Here is a 16,553-nt window from a genome sequence, read left to right as displayed (position 1 = left end):
AGGTTAGCGAAAAGCGCACCGATGAGCGCACCACGAAGGCCCGGTCCTATACTGAATCGAGCTTGCGGTGCCGCCGCCTCGCGTTGCACCCCGCATGCCGAGGAGGTGGACGTGGAAGACGACAAGATCATGTCCGGGCCGGCTCAGCGATCCGGATGGGTCCGTGCCGACGTCATCGCCGGGCTCATCACGGCCGCGGTCGTGATTCCCAAGGCGCTCGCCTACGCCACCATCGCGGGCCTGCCCGTGGAAGCTGGCCTCTACACCGTGCTTGTGCCGATGGCGCTCTACGCGCTGCTCGGAACCTCACGCCCCCTGAGCGTGAGCACCACCACCACCCTCGCAATACTCACCGGCGCGGCGCTCGCGGACATGTCATCGCACGGCAATCCGGCCGACCTCGTTACCACCGCCGCCACGCTGACTGCGCTCACCGGCCTCATCCTCGTGTTCGCGGGACTGCTGCGGCTGGGGTTCGTCGCCAACTTCATCTCCGAGCCGGTGCTGGTCGGCTTCAAGGCCGGCATCGGCATCGTGATCGTGGTGGATCAGCTGCCCAAGCTGCTCGGCATCCACTTCGCGAAGGCAGGCTTCCTGCACAACCTGGTCGCCACGATCCAGGGCATCCCCGAGGCCGCGCTGCCGACCGTCGCCGTCGGCGTGACGACGGTGATCGTTCTCGCACTGCTGGAACACTTCGCGCCGCGCGCGCCTGCGCCGCTTCTCGCGGTGGCGGGTGGCATCGCGGCGATGCAACTGCTCGGGCTCGAACGCCATGGCGTCGCCGCAGTCGGCACGGTACCCACCGGCCTGCCGCCCGTGATCCTGCCGGATCCGCAACTGGCCCTGGCGCTGTGGCCGGCGGCGCTCGGCATCGCCCTCATGAGCTTCACCGAATCCATCGCGGCGGGCCGTGCCTTCGCGCGCTCAGGCGAGCCGACGCCGCAGCCCAACCGAGAGCTGTTCGCTACGGGAGCGGCCAATCTCGCCGGCGCGCTGGTCGGCGCGATGCCTGCCGGCGGCGGCACGACGCAGACGGCCGTCAACCGGCTCGCCGGTGCGCGCACGAAGCTCTCGGGCCTGGTGACCGCCATGGCTGCGCTGGGCACCGCGCTGTACCTCGCGCCCTACATCGCGAAGATGCCCGACGCCACGCTCGCGGCGATCGTGATCGTGTATTCGGTCAGCCTGATCCAGCCGCACGAGTTCATGGACATCGCGAAGGTGCGGCGCACCGAATTCGTCTGGGCGCTGGTCGCTGCCGTGGGCGTAGTGCTGCTGGGGACGTTGCAGGGCATCGTGGTCGCGATCGTGGTGTCGCTGGTGGCGCTGGCCCACCAGATCTCCGATCCGCCGGTGCGCATGCTCGGACGCAAGGCGGGCACGAACATCCTGCGACCGCTGACGCGCAGGCACCCTGATGACCGCACCATCCCCGGCCTGCTGATGCTGCGCCCCGAAGGCCGCATCTACTTCGCCAACGCCGAGCGCGCGGGCCAGAAGATGCGCGCACTGATCGAAGAGACCCACCCCAAGGTCGTCGCGATCGACATGAGCGCGGTCTTCGACTTCGAATACACCGCGCTCAAGATGCTCACACAGGCCGAGAAGCGCCTGCGCGACAACGACATCGCGCTCTGGCTCGTAAACCTGAACCCCGGCGTGCTCGCGATGGTGCGCCGCTCGCCGCTCGGCGAGAGGCTCGGGCACGAGCGGATGTTCGCCAATCTGGAGCTGGCGATCGAGCGGTTCCAGAACGACCGCTAAGCGGCCGACTCGCCTCTTCCTCCCCTCCCACCCGGGGCCATCCCCCGCCCCCGCCCCCTCCGCCAAGGAGGGGCGCCGGAAGCCCCTCGCCTTCCAGAATTTCACCCTGTTCCCGGCCGCCCGCAGGTCAGGACCACACCCCCCACTGTCCAGAAAGAAAGAAAGAGGAGACTCGTGCTTCAGCTCAACACCCAGGCCGCTTCGTTCGCAGCCCGTCCGTCCTTCCGGCTCGCCGCGACCGCGTTCGCAGCGCTGCTCGCCACACTGTCGTCGAACGCGCGGGCGTTCGAGATCGACACGGGCAACCCAGACGTCGAGATCCGCTGGGACAACACGGTCCGCTACAACTACGCGAACCGGGTCGAGAGCCGCGATCCGAAGATCGGCAATTCCGCGGTCTCCGACGAAGGCACCTACAGCTTCGATCGCGGCCAGACGGTGGCCAGCCGCCTGGACCTGCTGAGCGAGTTCGACATCACCTACCAGAAGCGCTTCGGCGCACGCGTGAGCGCGGCCGGCTGGGCCGACGGCGCCTATGGGGCGAACAGCCACTCCAATCCGTACCCGCCGCTGAGCCAGATCCCCAGCTACATCAACCACCAGTACAGCGACTACATCGACCGCTACTACCGTGGGCCTTCGGGCGAATGGCTCGATGCGTTCGTGTTCGGCGGCGCCGACATCGGCAGCGTGCCGGTCAACGCCAAGCTGGGCCGCCATTCGATCTACTGGGGCGAGTCGCTGTTCCTGGGCGGCAACCTGAACGGCATCGCCTATGCGCAGAACCCGCTCGACCTGCAGAAGGGCTTCGCCACGCCGGGCGTGGAAGCCAAGGAACTCTTCCGTCCGCTGAACCAGCTCTCGGCCCAGGCGCAGGTCACGCAGGACCTCTCGATCGCCGGCCAGTACATGCTGGAGTGGGATTCCTTCCGCTACCCCGAGGGCGGCACCTACCTCGGGCCGGTGGACTTCGCCTTCAACGGCCCGGACCGCCAGTTCATCTCGAACCAGCTCGGCTTTGCCCAGCGCGGCAATCCGTCCGAACCCAAGCAGCGCGGCGAAGGCGGCTTGGCCGCGCGCTGGAGCCCTGAATGGCTCGACGGCACGATGGGCTTCTACTGGCGGAATTTCGCGGACAAGCTGCCGCAGACCTTCCTCACGCAGGTCGGACGCAACATCAGCCGCTACAACCTGATCTACGCCGACAACATCGACATGTACGGCGTGAGCCTCGCCAAGAACATCGGCGGCATCAGCTTCGGCAGCGAACTCTCGTATCGCCACAACACACCGCTGAACAGCACCGTGCTCGGCATCGCCCCCGGCCTGCCGGCGCCCGGCGACACCAAGGGTCCGCGCGGCGACACGTACCACGGCCTCATCAACGCGGTCGGCGTGATCCCGAAGACCCCGCTCTTCGACACCGCCACCTGGGCGGTCGAACTGACCTGGGCGCAATGGGCCAAGGTGACCAGCGGCGCCAACCTCTTCTATGCCGAAGGCTTCGCAGCCTGCGTCGGCAAGGACAAATGGGACGGCTGCACGACCAAGAACTACTTCGGCAGCGGCATGTCGTTCACGCCCACCTGGTTCCAGGTGTGGCCGGGCGTCGACCTTTCCATGCCCCTCACCTATGCGGTGGGCCTCAGTGGCAACGCTCCCACAGTCTTCGGCGGCAATCAGGGCAACGGCAACTACAGCGTTGGCCTGGGAGTCGATGTCCGCCAGAAGTACCGCTTCGACCTGAAATACATCGACTACCTCGGCAGCTACCGCAGCGCCAACGGCTTCGCGGTGACCAGCCAGAACGGGTTCACCACGCTGCTGAAGGACCGCGGCTTCGTGAGCCTGACTTTCAAGACCACCTTCTAGAGCCCTCTCTAGAGCCCACCCCAAGGAGACAAGACATGAAGTTCACACTCAAACGCGTCGTCATCGCCGGATTCGTCGCGGCGCAGGCCGGCATGCTGGCGCATGCCGCGGTGAGCGCCGACGAGGCCAAGGCACTCGGCACCACGCTGACCCCGATCGGCGCCGAGAAGGCCGGCAACAAGGACGGCACCATCCCCGCCTACACCGGCGGCCTGACCAAGGCCCCGGCCGAGTTCAAGGCCGGTGACGGCATCCGCCCCGACCCGTTCGCGAGCGAGAAGCCGCGCCTCGTCATCGACGCCAAGAACATGGGCGAATACGCGGACAAGCTGACCGAAGGCACGAAGACGCTGCTGAAGACCTATCCGACGTTCCACGTCGACGTCTATCCGACGCACCGCAGCGTCGCCTTTCCGAAGTTCGTGATCGACAACACCGCGAAGAGCGCAGTCAACGCGAAGACCGCGAACGACGGTCGCTCGATCGAAGGCGTGCATGCGGGCTTCCCGTTCCCGATCCCGAAGACGGGCTACGAGGCGATGTGGAACCACCTCGTGCGCTTCAACGGCCAGTCGTATGAAGCCAAGTACCGCAACATCAACGTCGACGCCAGCGGCCGCCCGGCGCTCGCCACCGAAGGCGTGAGCGTGCAGGACTTCCCCTTCTGGGACACCGCCAAGGCGGACGCGGACACCTACTGGCGCATCAAGCTGACCTACACCGGCCCCGCACGCCGTGCCGGCGAGGCGCTGATGATCGTGGACCCGCTGGACATCGGCAACAAGGACCGCCGCGCCTGGAGCTACCTGCCCGGCCAGCGCCGCGTGAAGGTCGCGCCCGACCTGTCGTTCGACACGCCCAACCCCGGCACCGCCGGCGCGACGACGTTCGACGACACCTTCATCTTCAACGGCTCGATGGACCGCTTCGACTTCAAGCTCGTCGGCAAGAAGGAGATGGTCGTGCCCTACAACACCTACGCCGCTGTCTACGGGACCAAGCAGGACGACCTGCTCAAGCCCAACCACCTGAACCCCGATGCGATCCGCTGGGAGCTGCACCGCGTGTGGGTGGTCGAGGCCACGCTGCGCGAAGGCAAGCGCCACGTCTATGGCAAGCGCACCTTCTATCTCGACGAGGACTCGTGGGCGGCGCTGGCGTCTGACAACTATGACGCTCGCGGCCAGCTCTATCGCGCCGGCTTTGCGTACATGGCGCCTAGCTACGACCTGCCCGCGCCGTACACCGATATGTTCGGCCACTACGACTTCGTCTCGCGCGTCTACTCGCTGACCGGCTACATCGCCGAGACCGGCGGCATGCGCCAGACGAAGCCGCTGACAGACCGTGAATGGACCGCCGACTCCCTCGCGGGCGCCGGAATCCGCTGATACGGGGAGCCTGCACATGAACGCGAAGCGAGCGAACAAAGCCTCCCGGATTGCCGCTCTGGCAGCCGTGGCAGTGGCATGCGCCGCCGCGTGGGGAGCGCAGGCGGCAGCCGACAAGGGCTGGCGCGACGTGCTCGACACGCCGGCCGCCCGCAGTGCACTGGCCTCGCACGCCCTGCTCAACGGGCTGGCGCGTGCCGGCGATCGCATCGTCGCGGTCGGCCAACGCGGCCACATCGTCTACTCCGATGACGCCGGCAAGAGCTGGCGTCAGGCCGACGTGCCGGTGAGCTCCGACCTCGTGGCCGTGAGCTTCCCGACCGCCACCGACGGCTGGGCGGTGGGCCACGACGGCATCGTGCTGCGCACGAAGGACGGCGGCCAGAGCTGGACCACCCAGCTCGATGGCCGCCGTCTGGGCGACAAAGGCGCGGAGAACCCGTTCCTCGACGTGTGGTTCCGCGACGCGAACAACGGCTACGTGGTCGGCGCGTTCGGCCTCGTGTTCCACACTGCCAATGGCGGCGCGACCTGGGAATCGATGGAGCAAGCAGTCGACAACCCCAAGGGCCAGCACCTCTATGCAGTGCGCGGCATCGGTTCCGACATCTACATCGCCGGCGAGCAAGGGCTGCTGCTCAAGCTCGCGCAGGGCGACACGCAGTTTCGCGCACTGGAGCTTCCGTACAAGGGCACGCTGTTCGGCGTGACCGGCAGCGGACAAACCGTGATCGCCCACGGCCTGCGCGGCACCGTGCTGCGCAGCACCGACGGCGGACGTCAATGGCAGCAGGTCCCGACGGGCCTGCAAGTCGGCCTGACGGCGAGCACGCGCGACAGCGACGGCCGCCTCGTCATCGTGAGCCAGGCCGGTCACATCCTCGCGAGCCGCGATGACGGCGCGAGCTTCAAGCCAGTGCCGGTTGCCGGCACTCTCCCCGCGGCCGCCGTCACCGTCGCGGCCAATGGAAGCCTGGTTGTCGCCGGACCGCGCGGAACCCAGGCACTGACGCTGCCCTGACCCTCCGGGGCAGCCGGAGAACTTACATGCACACCCCTGCTACGCGCGCGCAGGACGCCGCGCCGATTTCGCTCGAATCCTTCGACATGCGCTCCGGCCCACGCCTGGAGCGGCTGGTCTTCAACAACCGGCTCGCGATCGTCATCGCCTGCGCGTTGATCACGATCGCCCTGGGCTTCCTGGCCTGGTCGAAGCTCGGCCTGAACGCCAGCTTCGAGAAGATGATCCCGCGCAGCCATCCGTACATCCAGAACTACCTGGAGCACCGCGCCGACCTGCGCGGCCTTGGCAACTCGCTGCGCATCGTGGTCGAGAACACCGACGGTGACATCTACCAGCCCAAGTACCTCGACGCGCTGAAGCGTCTGCAGGACGAACTCTTCCTCACGCCTGGCGTCGACCGTGCCTGGATGAAGTCGCTCTGGGCGCCCGGCGTGCGCTGGACCGAAGTGACCGAAGAAGGCTTCCGTGGCGGCCCGGTCATGCCCGACAACTACGACGGCACGCCGCGCGCCACCGAACAGCTTCGCGCCAACATCGCACGTGCGGGTCTCGGCGGCAACCTGGTCGGCAACGACTTCAAGTCGAGCATGATCATCGTGCCCCTGCTCGACAAGGATCCGACCACCGGCCAGCGCATCGACTACCGCGCGCTCTCGCACACACTGGACAAGCTGTCCGCGAGCTACGAACAGGACGCCAGCGGCAAGGCGACCGGCATCCGCGTGCACACGGTCGGCTTCGCCAAGCTCGTCGGCGATCTCATCGACGGACTGCACCAGGTGGCGCTGTACTTCGCCATCGCTGCGCTGGTCGCCGCGGCCATCATCTTTCTCTACACCCGCTGCCTGCGCAGCACCGCGCTCGTGATCGCGTGCTCGCTCATCGCGGTGGTGTGGCAGCTCGGGCTGGTGGCCGGGCTCGGCTTCGAGCTCGATCCGTATTCCATCCTCGTGCCCTTCCTCGTCTTCGCGATCGGCGTGTCGCACGGCGCGCAGAAGATGAACGGGATCATGCAGGACATCGGGCGCGGCGAACACAAGCTGATTGCGGCGCGCTTCACCTTCCGCCGCCTCTTCCTTGCGGGCCTCACCGCGCTGGTGGCCGATGTGGTGGGCTTCGCCGTGCTGATGGTCATCGACATCCCTGTCATCAAGGACCTCGCGCTAACGGCGAGCATCGGCGTGGGCGTGCTGATCTTCACCAACCTGATCCTGCTGCCGGTGCTGCTGTCGTACGTCGGCGTGAGCCCCAAGGCGGCAGCGCGCAGCCTGCGTGCCGAGAACAACGCAGGCTCGTCGCGTCTGAACGCATGGCTCGGCCATTTCACCGAGCGCAAGTGGGCGGTGCGCACCATCGGCGCGGCGGCTGCGCTGCTCGCGATCGGCTTCGCCGCCAGCACGCATCTCAAGATCGGTGACCTCGATCCGGGCGCTCCAGAGTTGCGTCCACAGTCACGCTACAACCGCGACAACGCCTACATCACGGCGAACTACTCGCTGTCGAGCGACACCTTCGCGGTGATCGTCAAGACCGCCAAGGAAGGCTGCCTGCAATACGGCACGCTGGTCGAGGCTGATCGCCTTGCCTGGGCGCTGCAGCAGGTTCCCGGCGTGCAGACCACCGTGTCTCTCGCCAACGCGGTGCGGCAGATCACCGCCGGCAGCAACGAAGGCAGCCCGAAGTGGCTCACCATCGCGCGCAACCAGGACGTGCTGAACTACGGCGCGCAGCAGGCGAGCGTGAACAACCCCGAGTTGTTCAACACCGACTGCTCGGTGATGCCGGTGATCGCCTATCTCTCCGACCACCGCGCCGAGACGCTCGACCGCGTGGTCGCCGCCAGCGCCGCCTTCGCCGATGCACACAGCAACGAAGACCGCAAGTTCCTGCTGGCCGCCGGTGGCGCCGGCATCGAGGCCGCGACCAACATCGTGGTGCACAAGGCATGGAACGAGATGCTGGTGCTGGTCTACGCCGCCGTGATCGCGTTGTGCTTCGTCACCTTCCGCAGCTGGCGCGCGGTGGTCGTGGCCGTCGTGCCGCTCATCATCACCTCGGTGCTGTGCGAAGCGCTCATGGTGTGCCTGGGCATCGGCGTCAAGGTCGCGACCCTGCCCGTGATCGCACTCGGCGTGGGCATCGGCGTGGACTACGCGCTGTACCTGCTCAGCGTGCAGCTCGCTGAACAGCGCCGTGGCGCGACGCTCGGCGAAGCCTATGCACGGGCACTTCGCTTCACCGGCAAGGTCGTGGCGCTGGTCGGCGTCACGCTCGCCGCAGGCGTGCTGACCTGGGCGCTGTCGCCCATCAAGTTCCAGGCCGACATGGGCATCCTGCTCGCGTTCATGTTCATCTGGAACATGGTCGGCGCGGTCCTGCTGATCCCGGCGCTGTCGCACTTCCTGCTGCGTCCCCGCACGAGCGAGCCTGTTGCGGAGGCCACGCCGACCGCTGCACCGAACGCGGCCTGAGTTCCACCCGATCTGATCTCAAGAACAATGACTTCCCTCAAGAACTACAACATGGCCACGCTGAAGGACCACGTCGGCCACGACTTCGGCGCATCGTCCCCGGCGCTGCTCGACCAGCGCCGCATTGACCGCTTCGCCGCATGCACGGGCGACGAGCAGTGGATTCATGTCGACGCCGAACGCGCTCGCACGGAGAGCCCTTTCGGCCAGACCATCGCGCATGGGCTACTGGTCCTCTCGCTGATCCCGTCCGCGCATTTCGAGCTTGGCGTGTATCCCGCCGACGCCAAGGGCGTGCTGAACTACGGCTTCGACCGCGTGCGCTTTCTTTCGCCGGTGCCGAGCGGCAGCTACGTCCGCCTTCACATCGAACTGGTCGAAGCCAACGAGAAGCAGCCCGGCCAATGGCTCGTGCGTTGCAAGAACACGGCTTACGCAAGTGGCGATTCCTGGCGTCCGGTGATGGTGGCCGAATCTCTCGCGATGGTGGTGTCATGAGCGAGCGCGTCCGCATCCGATCCGATCTCGTCCGCACCGGCTCCCGGCTCAGCGATTCGTTCATCTCGCTGGCGGCTGCAGTCTGCCGCCGGCCCTTCGAGACGATACGCGCCCTGCAACGCTCCAGCACGGCCGTGCTCAAGGCCACCACCGGCTTCTCGAAAATCGAGCCTGCCGCAGGTGACCGCCGCTTCGACGACCCGACGTGGACCCGCAACCCGGTGTACCGCGCGCTCATGCAGAGCCACCTCGCACTCGCCCAGGAAGTGCACCGGATGGCCGGCGAGCTCGATCTGTCGCCGCGCGATGAGGCACGGGCACACATGGCGCTCGGCATGGTCGCCGACACGCTCGCGCCGACCAACACGCTCGTGGGCAACCCCGCCGCGATCCGCCGCACGCTCGAAACGGGCGGCCGCAACCTCTTCGAAGGCGCAAGGCAACTTGCCGCCGACTGGCGCGACAACGGCGGCCTGCCCTCGATGGTCGACGGCACGCAGTTCGGCGTCGGCAGCAACCTGGCGGTCACGCCGGGCGCGGTCGTGCATCGCCACGAGATGCTGGAGCTGATCGAATACAAGGCGCAGACGAAGACGGTGCACGGCACGCCGCTTTTCATCGTGCCGCCGCAGATCAACAAGTACTACATCTGGGACCTCGCGCCCGGCCGCAGCCTGATCGAGTACCTCGTGCAGCAGGGCTTCCAGGTCTTCGTCGTGAGCTGGTTCGATCCCGGCGCGGACCAGTCGGAATGGGGCCTGCAGGACTACGTGCTCGCGCTCGAGGAAGCGATGCAGACGGTCCGCGAGATCTCGCGCTCGCGGCAGATGCATGTGCTCGGCGCCTGCTCCGGCGGCATCACGTCGGCGGCGCTTCTGGCCTACCTGCAGGCCAAGGGGAGCGACTGGGCGCGCAGCCTGACGCTGCTCGTCTCGCTGCTCGATATCGGCAGCATCGCCGACAGCTCAATGGGCCTCTTCGCACACCTGGAGACGCTCGAACTCGCGCGCACCGCAAGCGGCAACACCGGCGTGCTGCAAGGCAAGGACCTCGCGAAGGTCTTCGCATGGCTGCGGCCGAACGAGCTCGTGTGGAACTACTGGGTCAACAACTACCTGATGGGCGAGAAGCCGCCGACCTTCGACATCCTCTACTGGAACTCCGACACCACGCGCCTGCCCGCGCGGCTGCATGCCGATTTCATCTCGCTGCTGGAGACCAATGCGCTGGCCCACGAAGGCGGTCTCTCGATCGGCGAGTTGCCCTTGTCGCTCTCGAATGTCGGATGCGACAGCTACATCGTCGCCGGCCGCACCGACCACATCACGCCTTGGGAAGGCTGCTACCAGACGCGCAACCTGCTTGGCGGACTCAGCGAATTCGTGCTGACCTCCAGCGGGCATGTGCAGTCGATCGTGACGCCGCCGGGCGGCAAGAAAGCGTCGTTCATGACGAACGCCGGCGAACACGATTCGCCGCAAGGCTTCGAGGCCGGCGCGCAAACCAACGAAGGCAGCTGGTGGCCGCATCTCTCGACGTGGCTTGCCGAACGCTCGGATGCGCAACGACGCGCGCCTGTACGCGAAGGCTCCCGCAAGCATCCGCCGCTGTGCGATGCGCCGGGCACCTACGTGCTCGCGGGCAACGAAACGGCGGCAGCTGAATGAGCCGGGCGAGCAAGCCCCTGGAGACCTTCGCGGTCCGCGTCGGAACCCAGCGCCTGCGCGTCGCCATCGGTGGCGCGCCCCGGGCTGAACGCACGCTGTTGCTGTTCAACGGCATCGGTGCCAGCGTGGAAACGATGGCGCCCTTCATGGCGCGCTTCACCCGCACGCGCGTCGTCACCTTCGACGCTCCAGGAGTAGGCGAATCGCCCGCACCATTGCTGCCCTACCGGCCGCGCGACATCGCACAACTCGGCGCGGACGTGCTCGCGCAGCTCGACGTCAAGGACGCACACATCTTCGGCGTCTCCTGGGGCGGAGCGATCGCGCAGGAGTTCGCGATCAACCATCCGCGCCGCTGCAAGACCCTCACGCTCGCAGCCACCTGCGCGGGCATCGTGATGGTGCCTGGCCGGATCAACGTGCTGATCAAGATGCTGAGCCCGCGGCGCTACACCGACCCCGGCTATCTGATGCAGATCGGTGGCGACCTCTATGGCGGCGAACTGCGACTGGAAACGGAACTGCTGCAACTGCACGCCGAATCCATGCGCAGCCCGAGCCGGCACGGCTACCTCTACCAGTTGCTTGCCACGTTCGGCTGGACGAGCTGGCCACGCCTGAATCGCGTCGAGGCCCCCGCGCTGGTGCTGATGGGCGACGACGATCCGATCGTGCCGCCGATCAACGGCCGCATCCTCGCTTCGGGCCTGCGCAAGTCCACGCTGGAGACGGTCGATTGCGGGCACCTTTTCGTGATCACTCGTGCGGCGCAGACGGCACGGCGGGTCGAGGCGTTCATGGACCAGCATGCGGCGACTGCGGCGGCGGACCGAAGTCAGTAGAACCAAAGTTCAAGAATCGCATTCGCGCAACGCCAGACTGTTCCCAAGTAACAGAACGTGTGCTCAAATCGCGCCCCGCTCCAACTCCATTCTGGAGGGCATCCATGGGCAGAAGTCTGGCGTTCGTCTGCATGACGGCGCTGATTTGCGGTTGTGCCACGCAGGCACCCACGACCCCGGGCACCGGCTCGGGTGCGTCGTACGTGCCCATGGTCGACACGCAAGGCGTGGACCCCGACAACCTCACGGCGGACATCGCTGCCTGCCGCACCCTGGCGTCGAACGTGCGCGTGCTGCCGGTCAAGGGCCAGGGCAGCAACGACGTGGCCGATGCGGTTGCACTGGGCGTGGGCATCGTCGTGCCCTTCGGCTTTGTCGGCATGGCCTTGGTCTCCGGCATCGCGTCGGGACTGAATGACGAGACCAAGCCTCGCCTTGCCGATGCGCCGCTACAGCAGAAGACGCTGGTCAACTGCATGGCCCGCAAGGGCTATCGCAATCTCGATCCCCAGGTGACCGTCGCCTATGTGCCGCCGCCAGCGGCAGCGGGCGCGAAGGCTTTCCGGACGGGTCGCGACACCTACGTCGCCGAGAGCTACGCCAAGGCCAACGTCTGCCACGGGCCGGCGCGTGCTGTGCTCGAAAGCAAGGGGCCGGGCTTCGAGCGGCACAGCGTCGTGTGCGCAGACGGCCAGCGCGCTGCGTTGCGATGCGAGTTCGGCAACTGCGCGCTGGAGCCGACGGACGTCGCCCTCGGCGAGTAAAGCTCAGCCCGCGCTGGTCGGCGGCGGCGCGGGATCGCTCCAGAGCTTGCCGCCGGTGGCCCAGTCGTGCCTTGCGATGTCATAGAAGACGACATCGACGCCCTCCGGCGATCCACCGAGCGTGCGCACGGCCGCGTCGGTCAAGGCTTGCGCGAGTGCGCGCTTCTGTTCGATCGTGCGGCCTTCGAAGAGCTCGACGCGAATGGTTGGCATGGTTTCGTCTCCAGTTGATTCAGTCGTTCGTCAATCGCGATAGCCGGGCATCGAGCGATCCAGTCGCCGCAGCAAGGCCGGCCACTCGACGTCGCCATCCCACTCGCGGCCGTCGCCGACCCATTCGCGGTAAGTGCGTTCGGCAAGTTCGTCGCTTGCCACCAGCACCGCGCCTCCGGTGGCGGCCATGGCGCGAAGTTGCGCCTGTGCAGCGCGCTCGAGCAGGTGCATCAGCATCCAGGCCTCGGCGACGGTTCGGCCCACCACCAGCGTGCCGTGGTTCTCGAGGATGAGTCCGTCGAGCGCACCCAGATCTGCGACGAGGCGCTGCTGCTCGTCGGTGCCGAGCGCGAGTCCCTCATAGGCATGACGGCCCAGCCGCCCATGCAGCCGCATCGCGTATTGCGACGTCGCCTGCAGGCCGCCCGGCAGCATGGACAAGGGCACACCCCAAGGGGTATGCAGATGGATGACGCATTCGATCTCGGACCGCGCCGCATGCACCGCGCCGTGGATCGCAAAGCCGCTGGGATTCACGCGCGCGCCCGAACCATCGACCACTTCGCCGCGCACGTTCACCTTGACCAGGCTGCTTGCGGTGATCTCGTCGAAGGTGGCGCCGAAGGGGTTCAGCAGATAGTGGCCGGGCTCGCCCGGCACGCTCGCCGACAGGTGGGTGTAGACCGTGTCGTCCCACCCGTTCTGCGCCGCCATGCGATAGGCGGCCGCGAGGTCGATGCGGACCTCGCGTTCGGTGCGTTCACGGGTCATCGGGCGCTGGTTCATGTCTGGCGGGCAGTATGCCAGCGGCACTGAAACCTACCAGTTACGGATGTCGGGGTTCCTGTAGGCAAAGTCGTTGGGCACGTCCAGATTCGAATACGACAGGGACATGCTGAGATCAAGCGACTCCACCTGATGCCACCAGGCGAGCGGAAGGAAGATGGTTTCGCCGGGCTCGACGACCACATCGAGGACCGTGACTTCCGCGAAGAGCGGATAGCGCCTCAAGTCAGGGGCATCGAGGTCGACCGGACTGAAGACGTTGTTGAAGTTGTAGAGCTTCGGAGTCTCCAGCGGCGAGACGAGGCGCCACCGCTTGCGTCCGATCACCTGCGTGTGAAACAGCATGATCGTGTCGTGATGCAGCGGGGTCTTCGTGCCCGCGGGGCCGAACCAGAAGGATGACCTCTCGGCCAGTTGCGACCGGTCGCAGGCCGGCGGGAGGCTGCCGACATCGGCCAGCAGCGGGGAGAACGCGGCGCTGCGCAAGGCCTCGTTGTTGGCGGTGAGGTAGTAGTCGTTGGTCGGCCCGCCCGCGAGCACCCGATCGACGAAGGGAGCCAGCTGGACGACGCGGCGGTGCATCAGCTTGTTCTCCTCGTAGTTGGGATCGCCGTTGCGGCCGTCCTGGATCTCGACGTCGAACTGTCCGAAGCGTTGCTTCAGGTCTTCGGGCGACCAGCGCTTCATCGCCGGCCAGTCGCGGGTGACATCCGTCAGCACGACGGGGCGGCAGCCGCGGACATAGCGTTCGATGAATTCATCGCGTGACGGGCGGGTGCGCTTTTCGACGACACCGTAGCCTGGCGCGGAGGCCCAGAGCTTCTGGAGGTTGCCGGTGACCGATTCGAGCTTGCGTTGAAGCTGCTGCATGCGGCGCGCCGCAAGGAACGCGGGCTCGTTCTCCATCGCCCCGATCGCGGCCTCTGCCTGCGCCGCTTCGAGACCGGCCGCTTTCATCGTCTCCAGCATGGACTCGGGCGTGCAGTCACGCAGCCGGCTCTCGGCGATCCATTGAGACCAGTCGCGTGACAACTCGGGAGCGGCGCTGGTGGCACGTGGCCGCGGGGCGGGTGGCATCTCGGGCAAGGCGCTGGCCGGATCAGCGCGCCGGAGCGTGTCCAGGATCTCCGAGAACAGGGCATCGATGAAGGGCTTGTCCGGAGCATCCGCGGGGATGCCTGCATGGTCCTTGAGAACGTGATCGATCGTCGCGCGGACGAAGCCGCCCTGCCGACGCTCTGCTTCCTGGAGCAGAACGTGAAGCAGGTAGGTACAGGTCCCCAGTTGGGTGGCCTGGTTTCGTTCAATGGCGTTCGTGTTCATTCGTTCTCCGACGGGTTTCGCCACGGCGCGCCGGGCGCCGACCCGCGCATTCTGGACCGGGGCGGCCGTGTCCGGCTCATCCTCCCCGGTCGTCGCCCGCGGAGTCCTTGGCAAGCGTCGGCGCATCGCGGCGAACGTCGGCAATCGCCCTCGCGCTGGGCGGGCGCGCGATTCGCTCGATCTCCGGCACGGGTGCAGGCACAGCCCCACCGCCGCGGGCAGTGACGAGCGCGAGCGTGGACGGGCCGGTGCCGCAAGAAAGATTCCGATCCATGCACCCCTCAGTCCGGCTGCACCCCCACAACGCAACCATGCCCGCGAACAGGACCATGCCGACGCGCACTCTCATGGCCTCCCCTCCGCGTTGTTGCCGAGTCGAAGCAGCGGGAATCGGAAGGTCAGCGATTGCTGGCCGAGCGGTGATGGCGCTGCGTACAAGCGTCCGCCGAGGCCCTCGACGATGGCACGGCATGTCACATAGGCCGATGGCACCCTGTCGCTCGGTGCCGCCAGGATGCGCGAAACCACCGGCTCCGCCCCACCCGTGTCGAGGCAGTTGACCACGGCCTGCGCGCCGTCCGAGCGCGCCAGGATGCGCAGCGTTGCACCCGCGGCCGGCACCGCGCACACCTCGCGGAAGAGATGCGCGAAGACACGCCGAAGCTCGGCTTCACGCGCCACCACGGTCAACGGCATCGATGGCACTTCGAGTTCCAGCAGCAGGCCGTGACGGGCCAGCGCCGGCTCGTAGGTCGACTGCACCGCGCAGAGAAACTGGCGCAGGTCGAGGGTCTCGCGGTTGCGGTCGCGACGCGATGCCGCCGATGCCGGGTCCTGGTCTGCACGCGGCTCCATAGGGTCGGCACGAAGTTCGATATGTGCCGAGGCCGCCCGCATGTTGGCTTTCATGGATTGCCACAGCATCACGAGGATGAAGAGAACGGCCGCGACGATGGCGATGGCGCTCCCGTTCATGCCACTGCCCCGTTGCGAAGTTCGCAGGATTGATTCACGTCGATTGCTCCAATGATGATGGAGCCGTGAGCTTCACCGGCGCTTGTTGCCGGGGGATTTCGCTTGTTTGCGCGCACATTGCGTGCGCGCCGGGCGTCACGCCGAAGTCGGCTGCCCCGTGACGGCGGGGGTGAACATGTAGCCCTCGTTGCGCACGGTGCGAATCAGGTTGGCGCGCTCTTCGCCGAAGCTCAGCTTGCGGCGCAGCCGACTGATCTGCACGTCGATGGCGCGGTCGTACGACTCGCTGCCGGCACCCAGCGCCTGGTCGAGCAGATGGTTGCGCGTCAACACGCGCCTCGGACTCTGCACGAAGGTGCGCAGAAGCCTGAATTCGCCATCCGACAAGGTCACCACGGCTCCCGTCGGATCGAACAGCATGCGCGCGGCCAGGTCCAGGCGCCAGCCCTCGAAATAGACGGTTTCCGTCGCTTCGTCAGGCGCCGGCGCGGTGGCAGCGGGCGGCGCCACGGCGGGCGCTGCGACACGGCGCAGCACGGTGCGGATGCGCGCCAGCAGCTCCCTCGGATTGCAGGGCTTGGCCAGGTAGTCTTCTGCGCCGATCTCGAGGCCCACGATGCGGTCGACGTCGGTGCCCACGGCCGACAGCATGATGACCGGCGGGCCGCCGCTCTTCTGCAGGTTGCGCAAGGCACTGAGGCCATCCTCGCCCGGCATCATCACGTCGAGCACGATCAGCGCGTAGGGCTGCGCGGCCAGCATCGCGTTCATCTCCGCCACGTTGGCCGCCGTATCGACGTGGAATCCGTGTTTCTCGAGAAACGACGACACCAGGCCGCGGATGCCGACGTCGTCATCGACGATGAGGAGACGGGTGGACAGGTTCACTGAAATCCGGAGATGGGTCGGGGCTGCAACAAGGCGCAACACGATGAAATGCAGGTGCAAAACGCGCGGGGA

The 16,553-nt window shown here is 66.9% G+C and carries 15 protein-coding genes; 9 read left to right on the top strand and 6 right to left on the bottom strand.

What is annotated here, in order from left to right:
* Positions 1 to 129: 129 nt before the first annotated feature.
* The 9 genes from FHW64_RS01295 (at position 130) to FHW64_RS01255 (ending at position 12,296) form a co-directional block, all read left to right on the top strand.
* Positions 130 to 1,767: a SulP family inorganic anion transporter gene (locus tag FHW64_RS01295; protein WP_184524169.1), complete on the top strand. Its 1,638-nt coding sequence runs from the start codon at positions 130 to 132 to the stop codon at positions 1,765 to 1,767.
* Between the two features lie 174 nt (positions 1,768 to 1,941).
* Positions 1,942 to 3,639 carry a DUF1302 domain-containing protein gene (locus FHW64_RS01290; RefSeq protein WP_184522334.1) on the top strand — a complete coding sequence of 566 codons (1,698 nt, stop codon included), beginning with the start codon at positions 1,942 to 1,944 and terminating at the stop codon, positions 3,637 to 3,639.
* Between the two features lie 35 nt (positions 3,640 to 3,674).
* Positions 3,675 to 5,030, top strand: a complete 1,356-nt coding sequence (locus FHW64_RS01285; protein WP_184522332.1) for a DUF1329 domain-containing protein — start codon at positions 3,675 to 3,677, stop codon at positions 5,028 to 5,030.
* Positions 5,031 to 5,046: 16 nt separating this feature from the next.
* Positions 5,047 to 6,051, top strand: a complete 1,005-nt coding sequence (locus tag FHW64_RS01280) for a YCF48-related protein (RefSeq protein WP_184522330.1) — start codon at positions 5,047 to 5,049, stop codon at positions 6,049 to 6,051.
* A gap of 26 nt (positions 6,052 to 6,077) precedes the next feature.
* On the top strand, positions 6,078 to 8,525 hold the full coding sequence (locus tag FHW64_RS01275; protein WP_184522328.1) for an RND family transporter: 2,448 nt from the start codon (positions 6,078 to 6,080) through the stop codon (positions 8,523 to 8,525).
* Between the two features lie 27 nt (positions 8,526 to 8,552).
* Complete coding sequence (locus FHW64_RS01270) at positions 8,553 to 9,023, top strand: MaoC family dehydratase (RefSeq protein ID WP_184522326.1); 471 nt, start codon at positions 8,553 to 8,555, stop codon at positions 9,021 to 9,023.
* Positions 9,020 to 10,690 (top strand): alpha/beta fold hydrolase, encoded by a 1,671-nt coding sequence (locus FHW64_RS01265; protein WP_184522324.1) that lies wholly within the window; start codon positions 9,020 to 9,022, stop codon positions 10,688 to 10,690. The genes FHW64_RS01270 and FHW64_RS01265 overlap by 4 nt, the downstream gene beginning before the upstream one ends.
* Positions 10,687 to 11,532 (top strand): alpha/beta fold hydrolase, encoded by an 846-nt coding sequence (locus tag FHW64_RS01260; RefSeq protein ID WP_184522321.1) that lies wholly within the window; start codon positions 10,687 to 10,689, stop codon positions 11,530 to 11,532. The genes FHW64_RS01265 and FHW64_RS01260 overlap by 4 nt, the downstream gene beginning before the upstream one ends.
* A 104-nt stretch (positions 11,533 to 11,636) precedes the next feature.
* Positions 11,637 to 12,296: a hypothetical protein gene (locus FHW64_RS01255; RefSeq protein ID WP_184522318.1), complete on the top strand. Its 660-nt coding sequence runs from the start codon at positions 11,637 to 11,639 to the stop codon at positions 12,294 to 12,296.
* Positions 12,297 to 12,299: 3 nt separating this feature from the next.
* Here FHW64_RS01255 and FHW64_RS01250 read toward each other — a convergent pair whose 3' ends face one another.
* From FHW64_RS01250 to FHW64_RS01225, 6 genes are all read right to left on the bottom strand, one after another.
* On the bottom strand, positions 12,300 to 12,509 hold the full coding sequence (locus tag FHW64_RS01250) for a 4-oxalocrotonate tautomerase (protein ID WP_184522315.1): 210 nt from the start codon (positions 12,507 to 12,509) through the stop codon (positions 12,300 to 12,302).
* A 30-nt stretch (positions 12,510 to 12,539) separates the two neighbouring features.
* On the bottom strand, positions 12,540 to 13,280 hold the full coding sequence (locus FHW64_RS01245; RefSeq protein WP_260303598.1) for a class II aldolase/adducin family protein: 741 nt from the start codon (positions 13,278 to 13,280) through the stop codon (positions 12,540 to 12,542).
* Between the two features lie 48 nt (positions 13,281 to 13,328).
* Positions 13,329 to 14,618, bottom strand: coding sequence for a cupin-like domain-containing protein (locus tag FHW64_RS01240; protein ID WP_184522309.1), 1,290 nt, complete (start codon positions 14,616 to 14,618; stop codon positions 13,329 to 13,331).
* A 76-nt stretch (positions 14,619 to 14,694) separates the two neighbouring features.
* Positions 14,695 to 14,892 (bottom strand): hypothetical protein, encoded by a 198-nt coding sequence (locus FHW64_RS01235; protein WP_184522306.1) that lies wholly within the window; start codon positions 14,890 to 14,892, stop codon positions 14,695 to 14,697.
* 71 nt (positions 14,893 to 14,963) lie between these two features.
* Positions 14,964 to 15,593, bottom strand: a complete 630-nt coding sequence (locus tag FHW64_RS01230; protein WP_184522304.1) for a hypothetical protein — start codon at positions 15,591 to 15,593, stop codon at positions 14,964 to 14,966.
* A 135-nt stretch (positions 15,594 to 15,728) separates the two neighbouring features.
* On the bottom strand, positions 15,729 to 16,481 hold the full coding sequence (locus tag FHW64_RS01225; RefSeq protein ID WP_311733244.1) for a response regulator: 753 nt from the start codon (positions 16,479 to 16,481) through the stop codon (positions 15,729 to 15,731).
* Positions 16,482 to 16,553: the final 72 nt, after the last annotated feature.

It is taken from the genome of Variovorax sp. Sphag1AA, from assembly GCF_014192575.1.
Classification (GTDB): Bacteria; Pseudomonadota; Gammaproteobacteria; order Burkholderiales; family Burkholderiaceae_C; genus Variovorax.
Note: the sequence above shows the minus strand (reverse complement) of the source record. Positions and strands in the feature narration are given on the sequence as shown.